Raw genomic sequence first — 19,461 nt, forward strand, 5'->3', positions numbered from 1 at the left:
GGCTACCTCAAAGGAAGCCCTTTCATTTAATCAAGGCTCACCACAAACTAAGCTAGAACCCTTCTAAAACAATCTTTCCACGTGCCTGCATAGACTCAAGCAAGCCGTGTGCGCGCTTTAAATTCTGCGCATTAATGGTTCCAAAATGTTCACCGAGGGTCGTCTTAATTTGTCCCGCGTCTATCATGTTAGCAACCTTATCCAAGATAACGTGCTGCTGCTGCATATCTGACGTTTCGAACATGGAACGGGTATACATGAACTCCCAATGCACCGACACACTTTTGCGCTTAAACGGCATGATATCAAAGCTAGATGGGTCATCAATTAGACCAAATTTACCTTGAGGTTTAATAATCTTGTACACCTGGGCTAAATGCTGCTGGGTATTATTTAGGCTAACGATATAATCCACGCAATTCTCACCGCCAAGCTGCTCAGACAATGATTGGTGGTGGTCAATCACTTGGTCCGCTCCAAGCTCTTTTAACCACTGTACAGATTCTGGACGACTGGCGGTTGCTATCACATGCAGCTTGGTTAGTTTCTTGGCAAGCTGAACCATAATTGACCCTACTCCACCAGCAGCGCCGATAATTAGAATGCGTTTATCTCCACTAACCTGTAAGCGGTCAAACAACATTTCCCACGCGGTTAAGGTCGTAAGTGGCAACGCGGCAGCCTCTGCATTACTCAATGAATTTGGCGCGTGACTGACAATTCTTTCATCGACTAATTGAAATTCAGCATTGCTACCTGAGCGGGTTAAATCGCCGGCATACCATACCTTATCTCCAACCTTAAATAGTGAACTTGCATCACCGACTTCTACCACACTACCGACGGCATCCCAACCAATGACTTTATAGCCGCTCTGTGGGGCAACATTGGCACGTATTTTAGTATCTACAGGGTTTACTGAAATTGACTCCACTTGCACCAATACATCACGCCCACTGGCGCTAGGTTTATCAATCTCAATATCCATAAGAGATTGAGCGTCATTAATCGGTAAATTTGTTAGGTATCCAATCGCTTTCATCCGGTCTCTCCAAGGTTGTAAGGTTACAAGGTTGTAAAATACGAGTATCATTGTAATTAGTGAATAAAAGTTTAAAAACAGCATCTATAACAAAACACTTATTACAAATGGTTAATAATGAAATCTTTGCATGACGTTCGCGTGTTTTTAGAAACCGCCAAACTTGGCAGCCTGTCAGCTGCGGCAAGAAGTTTAAATCAGACCCCAGCCGCAGTGAGTCGAACAATACAGCGCTTAGAAACTGAATTAGGTGTGCCGCTATTTATTCGCTCTACTCGCAAGCTGCGACTCTCGCCCCAAGGAGAGCAATTTCTTCCGCGTTGCCAATTGGGCCTAAGTATATTTGAACAAGGTATTGATGAGCTCAAGCAAGATGACACCGAATTGCGAGGGACGATTAGCCTCTCTATGCCCTCTGATACTGGTAGAGGAGTATTGGTTCGGTTAATTGATCAATTTATGCAATTGCATCCCAAGGTTAGTATTCAATTACACCTTACCGACGGGCATGCTGACCTATATCGGCAAAACGTAGATCTCGCCATTCGAATCGGCGAGCCAGAAGACTCAAGCATGGTTGCCATGCCACTATTTAGAAATAACTACCGAACATTGTGCGCTTCACCTGCATATCTCAAGCAACATTCGTCCATTACCACCCCTGAGCAGCTTGTAGAGCATCAGTGTCTCTGCTTCACTTTACACGACAAATGGCATGATCAATGGCAATTTACACACCATAAAAGCAAGCAAACACAATCAGTTAAGGTTAAAGGCAGGCGTAAATCTAGTGATGGGCACTTAGTTCATCAATGGGCAATTGATGGCTATGGAATTGCGTACAAATCGATAATCGATATTTATCAAGACCTACAAAGTGGACGTTTAGTTAAGGTCGCACCGGACTGGGTAGGAGAAGACGCGCCGTTATATCTCGTGTTCACCGATAAGTCGCAATACAGCACCATATTTAAACAACTTAAACAGTTTTTACAGCAAGCATTAATTAAAAACTACCCCATAAAAAAAGGGCTCTAATGAGCCCTATAACCTTAAATACAAAGTCTATGCGTGTTTGCTTTCAAACTCATGCATAAATTTAATCAAGGCTTGAACACCTTCCTCAGGCATTGCATTATAAATGGATGCACGCATACCACCTACAGCTCTGTGCCCCTTTAAAGCCTTTAAGCCCTTAGCTTCAGCCTGTTCAAGAAACAGGGAATCAAGCTCAGGTTTAGCCAGTTGAAAAGGTACATTCATTAATGAACGGTTGTCCGCATGCACATTGTTTTTATAAAAACTTGAGTCGTCGATTGCTTTGTATAACGCAGCTGCTTTACGACGGTTACGTTTCTCTATCTCTTCAACGCCACCGATAGACTTTAACCACTTAAAGACTAAACCAGATAGATACCAAGCATAAGTGGGCGGCGTGTTATACATAGAGTCTTTGTCAGCTAACAGCTTATAGCTCAGCGTGCTTGGTAAAACCTTGCTTGCAAGTCCTAATAAATCATCGCGTACAATCGCAATTGTGATACCAGCAGGCCCAACATTTTTTTGAGCCCCCGCATAAATCACACCGAATTTGCTCACATCAATCTTGCGCGATAAAACCGTAGATGACATATCCGCTACGATTGGAAGCGTAGTCTGTGGTATGTCATTGATCTCAATGCCATCGATAGTCTCATTAGGGCAATAGTGTACATAAGCGGCTTGGGGATCAATTTCCCACTCTGATGCGGGTACTACAGCGAGTTTCCCATCGATTTCGGTGGTTGCTTGAAATACCTGTACGTCACAGTATTTGTTCGCTTCATCAATAGCACTCACTGCCCAATAACCTGCATCGATATAGCTTGCTTTGTTCTTATCACCCAATAGATTTAACGGAATAGCCGAAAATTGAGCTCGCGCTCCGCCTTGGCAAAATAGAACCTTATAATTATCAGGGATAGCCAATAAATCGCGAAGGTCTTGTTCAGCCTGATTTGCAACGGCAATAAACTCTTTGCTGCGATGGCTGATTTCCATAACCGAACGCCCAAGCCCATTCCAATCAACAAACTCCTGCTGAGCTAATTCCATAACTGCTTTTGGTAGGGCTGCTGGCCCTGCACTAAAATTGTAGACCGCTTCCATTTGTTCTCTCTACTCCTGAATTACTTAGCTACTATTTTGACTATAACTCAGCTAGAAACAAGATATAAGTATCATTTCTAACAAACATAAAAAACGGCCCTATTGGACCGTTTGTTGATATGCAATATTTTTCAAATTAATGTTTTTGCATGAATATTGGCAATACAGCTGACATGACTGGTACCGCTTTTCCATTTGAAAACATCAGCTTGCCATCTTTAAGCTGGATGTTTAACTCATAGCCTTCATCAGTCTTAGTCGCGATTTCCATAATCATCAATTCGTCAAGGTTCTGCTGGATGTATGGATATGCAAGTACTAAGTCGCTCGATACAAATGCATGCATATCTCCATCGAGATGATCAATCAGCTTCAACACATCTTGTGTCGATGAATCTTTATTTGCGGGTAAGTTAAGATCCCAGCTTGACTTAAAGTGGCCCATATCAATATCCACACTAAAGTTTTTCAAGGATAATTTGAAGCCCGTTTTTAAAAAATCATCGAGGTGAGGTAACGCTTGCACCGTATCTTGATCAGTCCATACAGGGCTGTTCTTATACATATCGGATAGTGCAACGAACGCGTCTTTATTAAAGCCAGTGGCATCAAATTGCAAATCAAGGTTCTTTGCTTCACCGTCTGCATTGTGTAATTCATCAAATGTAAGGTGATATTGGCCTTGTAACGTGTTGCTTTGTTTATCTTCTGTCGTTTGTAAGTGATACTTCATACCCGACAATTCTGCAATACTAACGCGCTCAGAGTCACTTAGAAGAAATCCATCGATACCAGAAGTCTGCTCGCCAAGCCACATACCTTGTTCAAAGGCACCTTCCCCTTGACTAGATAAGCCATTGAATGACATAACCATGCCATCTTTATAATCCAACTCTATATTGGCGACACTTATTTCATAATCTAGTTTACCAAGTACCGAAATTGAGCCGTTAAGCTTGGAATTTCCCACCACAAGGGCGTCAAGTCCATTATCTGTAAAGTCAAACTGTTGAGCCGGAATATCCGAGTGAAATTCAGTGTTCCCATTGAGTTGAGTTTGCGTGGTTAGCATCAACTGCGGGTGACCTTCAAGGTGAGTTTGTCCGGTTAGGCTAAATATCCCATGAGATATATCATGCTTTAGAACTATACTAGTTGGTAATTTATTGGCAGTCAGTTCAGCCTTAAGCTGAGGGTCAACCACCACCATGCGGGTAGTCGCCTTTGAGGTTAGGTAGCCTCTATCGTATTGCACTAGCTCTACTTTAATGTCAGGGTTAGCTGCATGTTGAATCGCATCAGTAAATACGGTTTGACCAATTTGGCCAACTGCAAGAGGCCAGATACCGATAAGTGCTACTGCACCACCTACCGCGGCAATCGATTTAATTTGTCGCATAGTTCTCTTTCTAATTTTTGGTAATCGACCTCAGCATTAAGCTGTGCCCGATAATGGATGATTAAAAGGTTAACTTGAGATTTGAACTCTAGAATCCGTCACTAACTTCTATGAACATTGTACAGAAACCAACTCAAAATATTGAGATAAATCAGTCTTTTTACCATTTTTTTGAGTAGTTTAAAGGAACACTAACCACCTCTCATACAGTGTGCTATTAAATTGCTAGGGTATCTAAAAATATTGGGGTAATTATGGCTCAACATTGCATACTTTGTATTGAAAGTGACCCAAAATCATTGCAAGCACTGCAATGGGTACTTAATGGCTTTGCTAAAAAGTTCTCGCTCCGCTTTGTTAAAGACCAAACATCGGCAACCCAAGAGCTGACAAAAATCCAGCAAAATGGTGATCACCTTGCCCTTATCATTGCATCCCAGTCAAAATCAACCCAAGCTGCAGAACTGCTAGTTGAGCTTGAGCAGCATCAATCCAAAGCCAGAAAACTGTTGCTATGTGAACCCACTCAACTCGCCACTATCCTTACTGCAGTAAACCAAGGGCGACTTGATCACTGCTTTACCAAACCAATTGATATCGACGAAGCTATCACTATCGTTCGCAAAGAGCTTACCCATTACATCTTAGATATACCTAAACTAGACTGGTTATCTTTCGGGTCAGTGCTTGATAGCCAACGAATCATACGCGCCCATATTGATAGGCGAATTCATGATTATCGACAGAATTTCATTAAAGATTACCACTCAATCAGCGATGAAGAACTATCAGAAAAAGTATGCTCTGCATTACAAGATTTCTTTTCTAAGGGCGACGAAACCCGAGCACTGCGCCAATACTCCCCCTCCCACCTGTTGACTAAAGAAGGGGAAAGCAATGAATTTTTATGGTTTATTATTGACGGCGAGATAGCACTTTATAAAAAAGATGAACACAATAAGAGCCGCGAGGTAACCCGCCACGGTAAAGGCGGGATCATAGGCGGAATGTCATTTGTAACCGGTGAAAAGTCTTTTTCAACGGCCATTACCTACTCAGCAACTCGTGTAATAAAGCTAAGCAAACAAACCTTTACTAAGGTGATGCATTCAAACAGCGCTATCCTACCTTTGTTTACCAATCTTTTGCTTCGACATGCTAATCGACGCCTGCAAAGAAGCATCAATACTAAAATGCGCCTAGAGCATACCTATGAATCCTTAGCAGCTGCCCAAGCTCAACTGGTTGAAAATGAAAAAATGGTGGTTTTAGGCCAGTTGGTTGCCGGTGTCGCTCACGAACTCAACAATCCGATTGCAGCCATTTTGCGTAGCTCTGATACTTTAAAGCAGGAGTTTTCTCGACAAACCAACACATTCAACCCCATCAGTCTGGCGTTAGGCAATCAAGTACTGCACCGTGCTCTGCAATCTAACCCTATTCCAACTGCAGAAATACGGCGCCAAGCCAAGGCGCTCTCTGAGACTATTCCAGACAAAAAAATAGCAAAACAAGTCGTTGCTATGGGGTTGCAACAACAGCTGCAAACACTCAGCAATACGGAATATCCTTTACCTAAACTCATCTCTGAATTGGAGCATTTTCATACCTGTGGCACAACATTGCGTTCAATAGATGTTTGCTCGCGACGTATTGCAAACATGGTAAAAAGCTTAAAGAGCTACGCTCGCTCCGATGAAGAATCAATACAAACGGTCGACATCCACGAGGGCATAGAAGACACCTTAGTTATATTTGAAAATCGGCTAAAAAAACTTACCGTGGTCAGAGACTACCAAGATATTCCAGCCATATCCTGTCAACCTATTGCCTTGCAGCAAGTTTGGACCAACCTTGTTGCCAATGCCTTAGATGCAATGCCAGAAAAAGGGAAACTGGTTGTCTCGACGCGGTTGATTAAAAATAGCCATATAGCGGTTTCGTTTGCAGACTCTGGTTGTGGTATCGATTCTGATTTACAACAGCGAATCTTCGATCTCAATTACACCACGAAAACTGAGGGCGATTTTGGATTAGGAATTGGTCTATCTGTCTGCCAACAGATTATCCATCGGCATCAAGGAGAAATTACTGTGCGCTCAGCTAAAAACAGTGGCACGACGATGAGTGTAATCATCCCCTACCAAATGCAATAAATACGAGAGATATTATGCAAAAACTACTACTACTTTGTGTCGATGACGAACGCGATGTGTTAGACAGCGTAATCCGAGATCTTGAGCCATTTTCTCCATTTTGTGAAATTGAAGCAGCAGAATCGGTTGCAGAGGCACGAGACGTTATCGATGAGTATCTAAGTGAATCTACACCACTGGCTTTGATTTTATGTGATCACATCATGCCTGAAGAGTCTGGAATTCCCTTTCTAATTGAGCTAAATCAGAACCCAGACACTCGCAATTCAAAAAAAATCTTAGTCACGGGACAAGCCGATCTTGAAGATACTATTCAAGCCGTAAACAACCACTGCTTAGATTTCTATATCGCCAAGCCTTGGCAGGTTGAGCTACTACAACAAACGGTAAAACAACACCTAACGGACTACGTTATTGCACATACAAATAATCCAATGCAGTGGGTGACCTACCTTGATAGTCGGCAGATCCTACAAGCGATGGCGGAAAAACGCACTCAGTTTGGCGAATAATTCAGCATATAATGTGCGGTAGCGTAAATTAACGAAAAATTGTCTTTTCTACAGGTCTGTTTTAGTGGAGCTATCGATTGCGTTCCTTTAATATTGAGCACTAACCATAAGATTCACCGAAGGTTTTTTAACGACTATGCGTAAACTAACTTGTGCTGCTCTTGCCGTTGCAGCCACTTTTTCAGGGACAGCGTTTGCCGAAAATCCAAACGTAATGAGCAACTTTAACTACGATTATTTTGAAGCTCGAATTGGCATGGCGCCACTAACCTTTGGTGCAGGTTTTAATAAATCTATACACCCCAATGCCCACTTTGTTGCCACAGCTGATTCAGAATTCGATAGCGATTTCTTACTTCGTACCGGTCTAGGTTTCCATGCACCAGTAACTAACTGGGCGGACATCACCGGACAAATGCTAGCTCGCGTTGCCGATAACCGTAGAATGGACACCAAAGTAGGTATGGAAGTAAACCTAGGTTGGCGTCAATGGTTAGGTCCACAGTTCGAAGTCGGTGGTGACGTAGGTTACGTGACTATGGATGGCCGTGATGACTGGATTGGTAGCGCCTATGGTCGATTCCACGCAACCGAGCTATTCTCCATTGGCTTAGCAGGGAAACTGAATGACTTTTATGGTGATCAGTTCATGCTAACTACCCGCTTCTTGTTCTAATAAGATTTAGCTATCTAATATTAAAAATGCCCGCTTATTGCGGGCATTTTACTCTTTAAATGCATTGTTAACGTTAAAATTGATGCGACTTAAACTGATTAGTCAACGGGTCATAGGTAAAGCCCACATGCCCCAACTTATCTGCTAAAACCGTCACGTCTAAGTCATACACGCTAGCCAGTTCTTCTACACTGTCACACTCAAGCCTAAGCTTTTCATTAACAATACCCAGCAAAATATTGCCATCCCAGTTTTTTAAATTACTCAAATCCATTGCCTACCTCTTTTATCACTGACTCTTTTAAAAGAGTAGTTTGAAACGTGGAAGTTTGCATGTTTTGGGGAGGATTGTGGGGATGAAATGGTGAGTCTGTGTAGCGGTGTAGCGGTGAATCTATGTATCGGTGGGAAGCCAATCCCTCGTCGGCTCAATATCTCGAAAGCCAACACTTCGTCACCCCGGTAGTCTTTTAGGCCGGGGTCTGTGGGGGCGCGGATATCAATGAATGCTGTGTGCTTGATTTAGGGTTTGAGAGACTACAGATCCCCGCCTGCGCGGGGAGGACGGGGTTGGGGTGTAGTTGTGAATCGATGAATCGGTGTAGCGATGTAGCGATGTATCGGTGGGAAGCCAATCCCTCGTCGGCTCAGTATCTCGAAACCCAACACTTCGTCACCCCGGTAGTCTTTTAGGCCGGGGTCTGTGGGGGCGCGGTAATCAATGAATGCTGTGTGCTTGATTTAGGTTTGAGAGACTACAGATCCCCGCCTGCGCGGGGAGGACGGAGTTGGGGTGTAGTTGTGAATCGATGAATCGGTGTAGCGATGTATCGGTGTAGCGATGTATCGGTGTAGCGGTGGGAAGCCAATCCCTCGTCGGCTCAATATCTCGAAAGCCAACACTTCGTCACCCCGGTAGTCTTTTAGGCCGGGGTCTGTGGGGGCGCGGAAATCAATGAATGCTGTGTGCTTGATTTAGGTTTGAGAGACTACAGATCCCCGCCTGCGCGGGGAGGACGGGGTTGGGGTGTAGTTGTGAATCGGTGAATCGGTGAATCGATGAGTCAATGAGTCGGTGTAGCGATGTATCGGTGGGAAGCCAATCCCTCCGTCAGCTCAATATCTCTGAACCCAACACTTCGTCACCCCGGTAGTCTTTTAGGCCGGGGTCTGTGGAGGGGCGGTGAACTAGATTAAGGTCTCGGAGTGCACGCGTTTATGAGTTTATCGCTCTATATTGGGTAAATAATCGGCAACAATAAATAGCATGCGGTTAAATGCGCTAGCGATGATATCAACAACTGTATAGAGGTGGGTTTAATACTACGAAACAGGTGCCAACAGCTAATCACGCTACCTATCAGCAACACCGGAAATGCCTGAACTATGACGCTCACTACCTGCTCAGTTTGTCCTTGTAAATACGAATATGACTGCAATAGCACTATTAAGACCAATAGCATCACACTTATCACACCTGCAATAGGAAGTATGCTGTGGAAGGCTTGTAAACGAGTTCGTGCCAGGGTCATTAATAGATGTGTTATCCCAGCGCCAAGTAATACTGAAACGAGTAACTCGAACGACAATTGAATAGTTGAGGTGAATTCTACCGCTATGATTGAGGTAATTATCGCTGTTGCTGATGCCATACACAGTGCCCAAATAGGGCCTTCGACTCTTGTTTTTCCGCGCTTAGTCTGAGAAACAAACCAGCCTAAACAAAGGGCAGGCACTAGTAGCAAAGGGTTACTCAAAACTAAGGCTAACAGCAAAACCAATACACTAATCAGCTGTTTATGTAAGCGCCCTCTCTGTCCAGGGCAGATCTCACCCTTAGTAAGAACCACAATAAACAAAGCCAAACATACGGCAATTGCCGGAGACAAGATGTAGTGACTAACGCTTATATAAAAATCCATTGCTTTAAATACCCTCAAATGGTGAGCTCGGCAGTTTACCTATAGCCCACTTTAAGCTCAACCTTTGACTGTATGGATTACAAGCCTGATCCGACATTAAAATAAAAGGCACTGTCACTTTCGCTGAAACCGAAATCCATTCCGTAATGCAGACCATAACGACGAGCAATCATGTAACGAAAGCCAGCTCCATAGGCATAGTGCAGATTATCGAACATTTGTGATGCTCCCTCACTGGCACGACCTATCCCGCTCGCTCCACCAACCCCAGCAAATAGCGATACATTCCAACGCGGTGTAACCTGCCACATAACCTGTGATTGATAGGCACTCGTATAATTACCTTGATAGCGGTTAACTGGGATGCCCCTTAAAGAGATATCGGGGTATGCTAATGGCGGCAAGCGCACTTCGTCTGTGGTTAAGGAGTTATACTCAACACCGAAGGCCAGGGTCCAGTTATCGGCTAAAGGGATATACGCTGAACTCTCAAGCAAAAGGGTATCGTAATCATTGTCACTACCGATACCATCTCTAAACCATAGATATTCTAGGTTTAGGTCCCAACCAGAAGTGGGGAAAAAAAAGCTGTTTTTTGCATCATATTCAAGATTGACACCCAAGCCTGACGTCGTTGATTTATTAACCTTAATCGGCTCAGGGACAATGCTGCCCACATGCACCTCACTATTAGCGTAGAATTGCTGAACCCCAAGAAATAATGAGGTATCCGGTATCCGAAATTGCAGCTTCTGTATACCCCCTACGCCTTCAGTCTCTATCTGTAAGCCAAGGTTCTTTATATCACCAGCAGCGTTGGCGAAGGGATAAAAGTCCATGACTGCCTTACCAGCCCCTATTCCGCCGAGATAGCGAATACTGTCTTCTTTCCAAACGCGTCGATGCCCTATGAGCGCAAACCAGGTTCCATTCTCGGTTGCCGCGCCTCCTGCAATGGTAACCGCCGGTGGAATAAGTTGCGCACCACCTTCCAATGATTGCAGCGCAAGCTGCTTACGGTTTTCTCGTTGAGTTTCTGTTTCGTGTAAAAACATACCCGCAAACCCACCGCCATAGCCAATCGCAGGTTCAGTGATAATAATGGGGATAGGCAAAAATCCATACGCGTTTTCGGCTAAGTATTCCCCCATATCCAGCATCCCATCAATAGGATCGGTAAATGTGGTGGCTATGCTATCAAAAGAAACAATAGAACAGGCAATAGCAAAGGATTTACAACAAGTGGTGTTCATAATTAAGGCACTCCTTTCCTTATCATATGAGCGTAATTACTTATCAGTATACCTATTCTTAGATTGTGTTAAACCTTTGAGTTAAATAGAAAAGTCAGATTTCTGTGCATGGCCTGCTTTATAGAGAAATCGTCAAATTAAATCCAAAAAAAAAGCAGCGAATATATCGCTGCTTTATAGAAAAATAACAATTAGATATCTGACACTCTATCTGTGAAATCACTACTGATCTTAACTCTCTGAATAGCAAGAGCTGGCAAGGCGTTGTGATCTTTAAGATCTTTCAGGTTATCAAAGGTACGAGTACTGTCTGCTGAACGTGTGAAGTTTGGTTCAGACTTAGTTAATACGGTACTTTTCCCAACCTCAATTTTTTTATCAACCTGACGGATAATATATTCCACTTGATGAGTCGCATCATCAGGAATATTTTGACGGATAGCAATAACGCCATATCCGCCTTCAATGCCTTGTGACGAGGTGTACTCCTGAGCAATCTTCATATTTGAGTAAATACGAGTGAAAAATTGAACGGAATCATCTTGGTTAAAACCAATAGTGTATTCTTCTAAATTTGTATCGTTTTTAAACGCATTACAGTCAGCACCTGTATCAACCAGCTTATTGGTAGTACTTAATTTATCAGCGTCTGTAATACCCACTACTACTGCACGCTTAGCTGCATCAGGGAATACGTAACAAGTGCTACTTTCAAACTTCGCAGAAGCATCACGACCATTCGGCTTTATTGCATCAATTTGTGCACCAACCGAAACCTTATTGGCAAACACGCTGATATCTTTAGTCGCATCTTTGGTGCCATCTGCATCACAACCTGCAAGAAGAGTCCCTGCTACTAATACCGCTACGATACCTAATTTTTTCATAATTATTCCCCTAATTGGCGCACTGCTGCACGGCAATAAACGTGATATTTGTCACAACTTCAATTATGTTACTGCATCAATAGGCATAATTGAGCAATGCAATCTATCTTTGCTTATTTTATTGGCTACATAGGAAAAGCAATCATGACCTAGAGATAGAATGGCTAGCAGTGATACGCACAAATCGGTATAATGCCCCGCTTGCTTATAGAGGTCAAAAAATGCACAACACTATTACTCCAATCCATCAGCACAAAAAATATTGGGCTGAGTGCTTCGGCATCGCACCATTTCTACCGACAACTCGTAAGGAGATGGACGCATTAGGTTGGGACAGTTGTGACATTATTATTGTTACCGGCGATGCTTACGTTGACCATCCAAGCTTTGGAATGGCTATTATTGGTCGCCTTCTTGAGGCACAAGGATTTCGAGTTGGGATCATTGCCCAGCCTAAATGGAACAATAAAGACGACTTTATGACACTCGGTAAACCAAACCTATTCTTTGGTATTACCGCAGGCAACATGGACTCAATGATCAACCGTTATACCTCTGATCGTAAATTGCGCCACGATGACGCCTATACCCCAAATAACGAAGGTGGCAAGCGACCAGACCGTGCTACTCTCGTCTATTCTCAGCGTTGTAAAGAAGCCTATAAAGAAGTGCCTATTGTATTAGGTGGTATTGAAGGCAGCCTACGCCGAATCGCGCACTATGATTACTGGTCAGATAAAGTAAGACGCTCAGTATTATTCGATGCTAAAGCCGACTTACTGTTATTTGGTAACGCCGAACGTGCATTGATTGAAGTTGCTCATCGTTTGGCAGACGGTGAACAAATGGCCGATCTAACCAACATTCGTGGTACTGCGGTCAACCTTATTGAGGTTCCACAGCGCTACAAGGTAATCGATTCCAGCCGAATTGAAAAACCAGGTAAAGCCTTTGTTCCTATCAATCCGTATATAGTCGATGATTCATGTACCGATAAAGCAAGCGATCAAGCAGAAGTTGTGGAAATTAAACCCGCAATTGCTCGTACTACGCGCCACGATGCAGAAAACTCCGTGGTGCGACTGCCATCGTTCGAAAAATTAAGAAATGACCGTATTCTTTACGCTCACGCCAGCCGTATTATGCATCTCGAAACCAATCCTTATTCGGGAAGAGCATTGATACAAAAACATGGTGACCGTGAGTTGTGGGTCAATCAGCCCCCTATTCCTCTGTCTACAGAAGAGATGGATTATGTATTTGGGCTTCCTTTTGCTCGCGTACCGCATCCTGGTTATGGCAAAGCCAAAATACCCGCATACGAAATGATTAAGACCTCAGTTAACATCATGCGTGGCTGTTTTGGTGGTTGTTCATTCTGTTCAATTACAGAGCACGAAGGGCGTATTATTCAGAATCGTTCTCAAGAATCCATCTTAGAAGAGCTAGAAGATATTAAGCGTAAAGTGCCTGGTTTTACAGGCACAATCTCTGATCTCGGAGGGCCTAGTGCCAACATGTATCGCCTTGGCTGTAGCGTTCCAAAAGCCGAAGAAACCTGCCGCCGACCATCTTGTGTATTTCCTGGGATCTGTAGCAAACTCAATACTGACCATAGACATACTATCGATCTTTACCGCGCAGCGCGTAAAGTTAAAGGCATCAAAAAAGTATTGATAGCCTCCGGTGTTCGTTATGATTTAGCGATTGAATCTCCGGAGTATGTTAAAGAGCTCGTTACCCATCACGTAGGTGGCTATCTAAAGATTGCACCAGAGCATACTGAAAAAGGCCCTCTAGATAAGATGATGAAGCCCGGTATGGGCACCTATGACCGCTTTAAAGAGATGTTTGAAAAATTCTCCAAAGAAGCGGGTAAAAAACAATATCTTATCCCATATTTTATCTCGGCCCATCCAGGGACTGAAGATGAAGACATGCTTAACCTAGCAATGTGGCTCAAGTCGAATGATTTTGAGTGTGATCAGGTACAGAACTTTTATCCATCGCCAATGTGTAACGCTACCGCGATGTATTACTCAGAAACCAATCCACTAAAACGCGTTAAATATAAACAACGTGAAGATGTACCGGTTGCTAAAGGTGAGCGTCAGCGCCGCTTACACAAAGCACTACTTCGTTATCACGATCCGGCAAACTGGCCTTTAATTCGTGAAGCACTGATTGCAATGGGCAAAAAATACCTTATCGGGGATAAGCCCGGTTGTCTTGTACCTGAAGAAGATCAAGATAAATCAACCCCAGCTCAACGCCGTAAATCAGGGCGTCATGGTGCTAATCGCTTTGCAACCAAGCACACCAAAAACCAACCTGATATTCGCAATCCGAAATCCAATCCGCGACCGAATAAAAACAAGCCCAATGGCACCAGTCAAAACAGCGATAAGCAAGGACAAAAAAACTCAGGCAATACTCAGGGTAATAATAAGCCAGCTGCAAAAGGCTCATATCAAGGTAAGCCTGCAAAGCCAAAACGCAGAAGATAAGTTACGTGCGCTAACTTACTAGTAAGGCACAAATACGCACTGGGTATTTGTGCCTTACTTCCAACCTACTATCGGCTTGGCTCGAAACGATGTAAAAACGCCGGCAGAATGAGCAAGCTAAAACACAATACTGCCGTCAGCGCAATCGTTAGCAAAAGCCCAATGGAGTACATCCCTTGGTGATCGGTTAACATTAACGCCCCAAATGTGGCAATTGTGGTGAAGCAACTAATTAAGGTTGCCTTGGGCGTTGATGATGAGAAAAAGCGGGTCATGGTCTGTTCGTGGCGATATCGTTTGACTATATGAATGCCATTATCCACCCCTAAACCAAATATCAAAGGGACCACGATAATATTGGCCATATTCAAGGACTGTCCAAACCAATGTGTGATGGATAACGTTGTGGTGGTGGTTAAAAGTAGTGGTATAAATATAAATAAAATATCTAGCTTATAGCGTACCGTAAATAGCAAAATTACGCTTATGCCAGCGATAGAAAGAGCAATCGCTGTATAAAATGCCTTTACAATGATTCGCCCTACCTGCTGCTCTGCGACTGCCCTTCCGGTTGCCTTTGGCACAACGCTTTGTACAGCCTCAATAAACGCGTCTAGTTCAACAACATTGCGCATATCTCCAGACGGTGACACCGACACTAGCCATTCGCCACTTTTCGAAATATAACGATTGTAAATCGACCTAGGTAATTGGCTCATCGTAGGTGGCACAACACGGCTAGCTTGTTCTAGTAAAGGCAATGAGTAAGTCAGTCGTTCAAGCACTGCTTGATGGTTCACTTCATCCATAGCATTCAACCCTAAAACTTTAAGGTATGACCCGTACTTAGTAACGAAATCCTCTAATGGCATAGAGGAGGCATTCGATTGAGGCATCGACATCAGTTTATGTAAGGTTTGAACACGCGCTTGATATTGGCTAGGTATAAAATTATGCGCGGTAACCGCAGTTGATACCTCTGGCATTTGATTGAATTGTTGCTGCCATTGTTGCGCTTGCTGCTCATCCTTAGCCAACATATATAGCTGATAGCTAGAGCCTAATTGATTATCTTGAAGCCATTGTAAGGTCTGTACCGATTCAGAATCTGGATTTTTCAGTACTAAGGTTGAAAAATCAAATCGAAATTTAGTCGCAACAACACCAGTGACCAGCGCTGCAAATACAGTTAATACGATAATCCTCATTTCATATCGAGCTAACATATCCCCCAATGCAAGAGCAAACTTACTGCGCTTTGCATTTTGTAACTTAACTTTTGGATAACCAAATAGCTGAAAAAACAAAGGAATAACAATGAAGGTGGCTATCAAGCCTAGCGCCATTCCAGATGCCGAGATAACGCCTAACTCCCCCAACCCAGTATAAGCTGTGGGGTAAAAACTAAGAAAGCCGATTGCCGAAGACAGCGCACATAACCCAAGGGGGGAAATGCAATGTGATAATGCCTGCACCAAACTTTTTTGATTATCATACCCTCTCAGACGCTGCTCATAGATATGCAGACTAAGGTGAACTGCAAAATCGACCCCTAAGCCAATAAATATCACCATAAACACAATTGAAATGGTGTTAAAGCTGCCAATAAGCAGCAACCCAGCGGCAAAGGTCCATATTAAACCAACCATAACCGCAATATAACTGGCCAATATAATACGTAAAGAGCGGATCCCGACTGCTAAAATACACACCAAACTAAATAATGACACTGCGCCCGCCACAGCAACACTTTGGCTTGCATCCTGAATTTCATCGTAATCAAGAGCGGCTTGTCCGGTTATATTTACGTTTATGTGTTGCGGTATATCGCTGGCATCAATCACAGAGCGAACAGTTTCAATGATGATTTTGTTTGGCGTGGTTTGTGAAAAGTCCTCATTAGCGCTTAAGGCAATCACATAGCCTTTAGGCTGAGAGGGATTTCGCTGAATCAGCTTATCGAGGGTAACATTTTGCCCATTAAGGCTGGAAACTAAAGGGGTAAGTAAGGTTTTAACCTGTTCAGCGTCGAGCTCGTTAGCACTAAGCTTGCTATCAAGTGCACCTAAGTATCTATTCAAAGAGCTAGCCTTTGAAGCCGTCACTAGACCAGGCACTAACAAAGCTGCATTATCTGCCAAGGCGGCAAACTCTGGTTCAGATAAAAACCCCAGTGCGTATTTATCAAACCAAGTATAGGTAACCGGCGCAAACACCGACCCAAACAACGCTTGTTTCTCAAAGGCATTGGCTAACTCAGTGGCAACTTTTCGCGTTTGCTGTTGCTCTGCTCCTGACACAACCACCAGCACATTGGCTGATTGCGGAAAAGCGTCGTCTAGCGCATTCAAATTATCTCGCCAAGCACCTTCTTGCTTTACCAGATGACTCAAGTCAGCATTCATAGCAAAGTGCATCTGCCCGTAATAGGCCGCGCCTAAGGTAACAATTAACAGCAATGCTGCAATGGTTTTAGGAAAGCGAATGATAGCGTTAATGAATTCTTGCACTGATGTAGTTCCTAAGTTTGCTCATCATTAAACATAGGATTAAAACCTTAATAGTTTCCAATATCATACAAAAAGGCCACATCATAGTGACCTTTTTGTTAATAACTTACTTTGCTAGATCCATAATATAGAGATCTTTGGAATAGATGCGCCCTTCGGCGTTGTGTTGTGGCACTCCACCAATATTTGGCCTGACTAATCGAGCCTGCATATAATAGTAAATAGGTGCGATAGGCATGTCTCGAGACAGCATTTGTTCGGCCTTATCATATAATCGACTGCGCTTATTCACATCAGTCTCCAACAGCGCTTGGTTTATAATGGCATCGTAATCAGGGTTGGAATAGAAGGCGTAATTCCTATGATTATCGGAAGTAAATAGCGACAAAAACGTCGAAGCTTCATTGTAGTCTCCACACCATGAAGCGCGCAAAATATCAAAATCCCCATTTTTTCGCGAATCAAGATACGCCTTCCATTCTTGGTTCTCCAGTTCAATATTCAAACCTAACGTTTTATGCCACATAGACGCAATCCCTGTCGCAATCGCCTTATTACTTTCACTGGTATTATAAAGAAGCGTTAATGGGGTGGTGGTCGAGATCCCAGCAGATTTAATTATTTGTTGCGCCTTTGCATCTCGCTCTTGTTGGCTTAATTGTTGATAGGAAGGCTGAGTAGCACTAAACCCCGCTACATCGCGGTGTGCAAAGGTATATGCTGGAATATTTCCGGTGGTGGTTATGCCTTGCGTTAACACATTGCGCATAATGCTATACGAAAGCGCAGTACGTACCCTTGGGTCATCCAAAGGTGGACGCTTAGTGTTAAATGCGTAGTAATAGGTACACAGCAATGGCGTGACTTGATAGGCCTCAGGCAGTTCTTTTTTAAGCTTCGCTCCCATTTGCGCTGGAACATCCGAGGTAATATCAACCTCACCTGTACGATAGCGATTTACGGCTGCCATTTGGTTTTCAAAAGGTATATAGGTCACTTTTGTAAGGTGAGTTGATTTTGCATCCCAGTAATAAGGATTGCGAACCAAATTAATCGATTCATTTACCACCCAGTGACTCAATTGAAAAGCGCCATTAGAGACCAGATGCTTAGATTGCGCCCAATCATGGGGATGTGCCTCAACACTTTGACGGTGAATGGGCATCATCACTGTGTGCCCAGTCATGGCAAGAAAATAAGGCACTGGCTTATTAAGGGTAAAGCGTAAGGTATGGGCATCTAATGCTTCAACACCAAGGGCACTAGGAGGCAGTTTTCCCTCTATCACCTGTTGTGCGTTTTTAATTTCCGCTAGCGCAAGATACCACGCATTCGGTGAGGCCGTTTTTGGGTCAACGGCTCGTCTTAAGCTATACACAAAATCCGACGAGGTGACAGGGTCACCATTTGACCATTTGGCATCTCTGCGTAAATAGAAGGTATAGACCTTATTGTCTGTATTTTCCCAACGTTGTGCTGTACCTGGAATAACATTCCCATTACGGTCTTGAATAACCAAGCCTTCAAACAGGTCACGAATGATATGGATCTCTGGCATACCTTCCGCTTGCAATGGGTTTAAAGTCGCCGCTTCGGCATCGTTACCTCGAACCAACTCTTGGTCTTTCGCCAGAAAATCATCATCAAAGTGATGTGCGACAGCTGGCATAACTATCCCTAAACAACCGAGCAATACCAGTAACTTCCTTCCTAAGCGCTTCATCTTCATCCCTAATATGTTCTATACAAATATTGTTACATACAGACACAAGATTTCGAAATTCAATATTAGCGGTCTGTCACATTTCTAATTAGATAATGCACGACTTAAAAATAGCGCTACACAGTCTTGTATGTATTTTAAGCGCTCGTCTTGTGTTAGATCACAATTATGGCCTAAAAAACCCCAATAAACCGCTTTACCATGAAACATCAATAGTAGCTGCATTGCACTATCTTGCGCATTCAGAGTAAGCGTAATATCCCCTTGATTATGCTTAATTTGCAGATAATCACTCAACACTTGAGTGGTTTTCACTGGCCCTGATTGAAGGTAGATCTGTGCTAATGTGGGGTGTGTTTCAAGCTGACTCACGGCATGACGGAACGTCTGTTGAACCTCGGGTTGCCATAGCATAGTATGAAAACGCATCCCAAAGCGCACCAAAGCCTCCGCGATCGGCATATTCAGATCAAGTGCCGTTTGATCAATTTGGTGATTCACACACTTTGATTGAATACAGGTTTCAAATAGCAGGTCTTTGGTTTTAAAGTGCGCATACACCGTCTGTTTGGATACACCTGCAAGTCGAGCAATACTATCCATACTTACCCCATACCCTTGTTCGGTAAAAAGGGTTGCCGCCGCCTCCAATATCTGCGCTCTTTTCTTTTCACTTCGAGAACTCATCGTGCACCCTGTTGTTAACGGCTAAATGTGTGATGTAAC

Annotated in this window: 15 protein-coding genes; 5 read left to right on the top strand and 10 right to left on the bottom strand. The window is 43.4% G+C overall.

What is annotated here, in order from left to right; translation table 11 throughout:
* Window positions 1-52: 52 nt before the first annotated feature.
* Complete coding sequence (locus OCU28_RS06365; RefSeq protein WP_261815379.1) at window positions 53-1,042, bottom strand: zinc-binding alcohol dehydrogenase family protein; 990 nt, start codon at window positions 1,040-1,042, stop codon at window positions 53-55.
* Between the two features lie 117 nt (window positions 1,043-1,159).
* On the opposite strand from OCU28_RS06365, the gene OCU28_RS06370 reads away from it, so the two are divergent.
* Window positions 1,160-2,080 carry a LysR family transcriptional regulator gene (locus OCU28_RS06370; RefSeq protein WP_261815380.1) on the top strand — a complete coding sequence of 307 codons (921 nt, stop codon included), beginning with the start codon at window positions 1,160-1,162 and terminating at the stop codon, window positions 2,078-2,080.
* 27 nt (window positions 2,081-2,107) lie between these two features.
* On the opposite strand, the gene serC is transcribed toward OCU28_RS06370, so the two are convergent.
* Together serC and OCU28_RS06380 are read right to left on the bottom strand one after the other, a co-directional pair.
* Window positions 2,108-3,190: a 3-phosphoserine/phosphohydroxythreonine transaminase gene (gene serC / locus OCU28_RS06375; RefSeq protein WP_261815381.1), complete on the bottom strand. Its 1,083-nt coding sequence runs from the start codon at window positions 3,188-3,190 to the stop codon at window positions 2,108-2,110.
* A gap of 136 nt (window positions 3,191-3,326) precedes the next feature.
* On the bottom strand, window positions 3,327-4,589 hold the full coding sequence (locus OCU28_RS06380; RefSeq protein ID WP_261815382.1) for a YdgA family protein: 1,263 nt from the start codon (window positions 4,587-4,589) through the stop codon (window positions 3,327-3,329).
* Window positions 4,590-4,843: 254 nt separating this feature from the next.
* Between OCU28_RS06380 and OCU28_RS06385 the strand changes: the two genes are divergently transcribed.
* The 3 genes from OCU28_RS06385 to OCU28_RS06395 all read left to right on the top strand — a co-directional run bounded on the left by OCU28_RS06385 (window position 4,844) and on the right by OCU28_RS06395 (window position 7,933).
* Entirely contained in the window at window positions 4,844-6,745 is a 1,902-nt protein-coding gene (locus OCU28_RS06385; RefSeq protein ID WP_261815383.1) for an ATP-binding protein, read from the top strand.
* Between the two features lie 14 nt (window positions 6,746-6,759).
* On the top strand, window positions 6,760-7,257 hold the full coding sequence (locus OCU28_RS06390) for a response regulator (RefSeq protein ID WP_261815384.1): 498 nt from the start codon (window positions 6,760-6,762) through the stop codon (window positions 7,255-7,257).
* Between the two features lie 136 nt (window positions 7,258-7,393).
* Window positions 7,394-7,933, top strand: coding sequence for a hypothetical protein (locus OCU28_RS06395; protein WP_261815385.1), 540 nt, complete (start codon window positions 7,394-7,396; stop codon window positions 7,931-7,933).
* 73 nt (window positions 7,934-8,006) lie between these two features.
* Here OCU28_RS06395 and OCU28_RS06400 read toward each other — a convergent pair whose 3' ends face one another.
* From OCU28_RS06400 to OCU28_RS06415, 4 genes are all read right to left on the bottom strand, one after another.
* A complete protein-coding gene (locus OCU28_RS06400) occupies window positions 8,007-8,207 on the bottom strand; it encodes a DUF4250 domain-containing protein (protein WP_261815386.1) in 201 nt (66 codons plus the stop codon).
* Window positions 8,208-9,165: 958 nt separating this feature from the next.
* Complete coding sequence (locus OCU28_RS06405) at window positions 9,166-9,855, bottom strand: hypothetical protein (RefSeq protein WP_261815387.1); 690 nt, start codon at window positions 9,853-9,855, stop codon at window positions 9,166-9,168.
* Between the two features lie 77 nt (window positions 9,856-9,932).
* Window positions 9,933-11,108 carry a BamA/TamA family outer membrane protein gene (locus OCU28_RS06410; protein WP_261815388.1) on the bottom strand — a complete coding sequence of 392 codons (1,176 nt, stop codon included), beginning with the start codon at window positions 11,106-11,108 and terminating at the stop codon, window positions 9,933-9,935.
* A gap of 191 nt (window positions 11,109-11,299) precedes the next feature.
* A complete protein-coding gene (locus OCU28_RS06415) occupies window positions 11,300-11,995 on the bottom strand; it encodes a hypothetical protein (RefSeq protein ID WP_261815389.1) in 696 nt (231 codons plus the stop codon).
* A gap of 221 nt (window positions 11,996-12,216) precedes the next feature.
* Here OCU28_RS06415 and OCU28_RS06420 point away from each other — a divergent pair, with 221 nt between their 5' ends.
* On the top strand, window positions 12,217-14,502 hold the full coding sequence (locus OCU28_RS06420; RefSeq protein WP_261815390.1) for a YgiQ family radical SAM protein: 2,286 nt from the start codon (window positions 12,217-12,219) through the stop codon (window positions 14,500-14,502).
* A 68-nt stretch (window positions 14,503-14,570) separates the two neighbouring features.
* On the opposite strand, the gene OCU28_RS06425 is transcribed toward OCU28_RS06420, so the two are convergent.
* The 3 genes from OCU28_RS06425 to OCU28_RS06435 all read right to left on the bottom strand — a co-directional run bounded on the left by OCU28_RS06425 (window position 14,571) and on the right by OCU28_RS06435 (window position 19,422).
* A complete protein-coding gene (locus OCU28_RS06425; RefSeq protein WP_261815391.1) occupies window positions 14,571-17,012 on the bottom strand; it encodes an MMPL family transporter in 2,442 nt (813 codons plus the stop codon).
* A 106-nt stretch (window positions 17,013-17,118) separates the two neighbouring features.
* Window positions 17,119-18,681, bottom strand: coding sequence for a peptide ABC transporter substrate-binding protein (locus OCU28_RS06430; RefSeq protein ID WP_261815392.1), 1,563 nt, complete (start codon window positions 18,679-18,681; stop codon window positions 17,119-17,121).
* A 138-nt stretch (window positions 18,682-18,819) separates the two neighbouring features.
* Window positions 18,820-19,422, bottom strand: a complete 603-nt coding sequence (locus OCU28_RS06435; protein WP_261815393.1) for a TetR/AcrR family transcriptional regulator — start codon at window positions 19,420-19,422, stop codon at window positions 18,820-18,822.
* Between the last annotated feature and the right edge of the window lie 39 nt (window positions 19,423-19,461).

The sequence above is a fragment of the Vibrio gallicus genome (assembly GCF_024346875.1).
Taxonomy (GTDB): Bacteria; Pseudomonadota; Gammaproteobacteria; order Enterobacterales; family Vibrionaceae; genus Vibrio; species Vibrio gallicus.

Coding starts and splice junctions, on each gene's coding strand:
- OCU28_RS06365 (WP_261815379.1), bottom strand. CDS start 1,042: ATGAAAGCGATTGGATACCTAACAAATTTACCGATTAATGACGCTCAA.
- OCU28_RS06370 (WP_261815380.1), top strand. CDS start 1,160: ATGAAATCTTTGCATGACGTTCGCGTGTTTTTAGAAACCGCCAAACTT.
- serC (WP_261815381.1), bottom strand. CDS start 3,190: ATGGAAGCGGTCTACAATTTTAGTGCAGGGCCAGCAGCCCTACCAAAA.
- OCU28_RS06380 (WP_261815382.1), bottom strand. CDS start 4,589: ATGCGACAAATTAAATCGATTGCCGCGGTAGGTGGTGCAGTAGCACTT.
- OCU28_RS06385 (WP_261815383.1), top strand. CDS start 4,844: ATGGCTCAACATTGCATACTTTGTATTGAAAGTGACCCAAAATCATTG.
- OCU28_RS06390 (WP_261815384.1), top strand. CDS start 6,760: ATGCAAAAACTACTACTACTTTGTGTCGATGACGAACGCGATGTGTTA.
- OCU28_RS06395 (WP_261815385.1), top strand. CDS start 7,394: ATGCGTAAACTAACTTGTGCTGCTCTTGCCGTTGCAGCCACTTTTTCA.
- OCU28_RS06400 (WP_261815386.1), bottom strand. CDS start 8,207: ATGGATTTGAGTAATTTAAAAAACTGGGATGGCAATATTTTGCTGGGT.
- OCU28_RS06405 (WP_261815387.1), bottom strand. CDS start 9,855: ATGGATTTTTATATAAGCGTTAGTCACTACATCTTGTCTCCGGCAATT.
- OCU28_RS06410 (WP_261815388.1), bottom strand. CDS start 11,108: ATGAACACCACTTGTTGTAAATCCTTTGCTATTGCCTGTTCTATTGTT.
- OCU28_RS06415 (WP_261815389.1), bottom strand. CDS start 11,995: ATGAAAAAATTAGGTATCGTAGCGGTATTAGTAGCAGGGACTCTTCTT.
- OCU28_RS06420 (WP_261815390.1), top strand. CDS start 12,217: ATGCACAACACTATTACTCCAATCCATCAGCACAAAAAATATTGGGCT.
- OCU28_RS06430 (WP_261815392.1), bottom strand. CDS start 18,681: ATGCCAGCTGTCGCACATCACTTTGATGATGATTTTCTGGCGAAAGAC.
- OCU28_RS06435 (WP_261815393.1), bottom strand. CDS start 19,422: ATGAGTTCTCGAAGTGAAAAGAAAAGAGCGCAGATATTGGAGGCGGCG.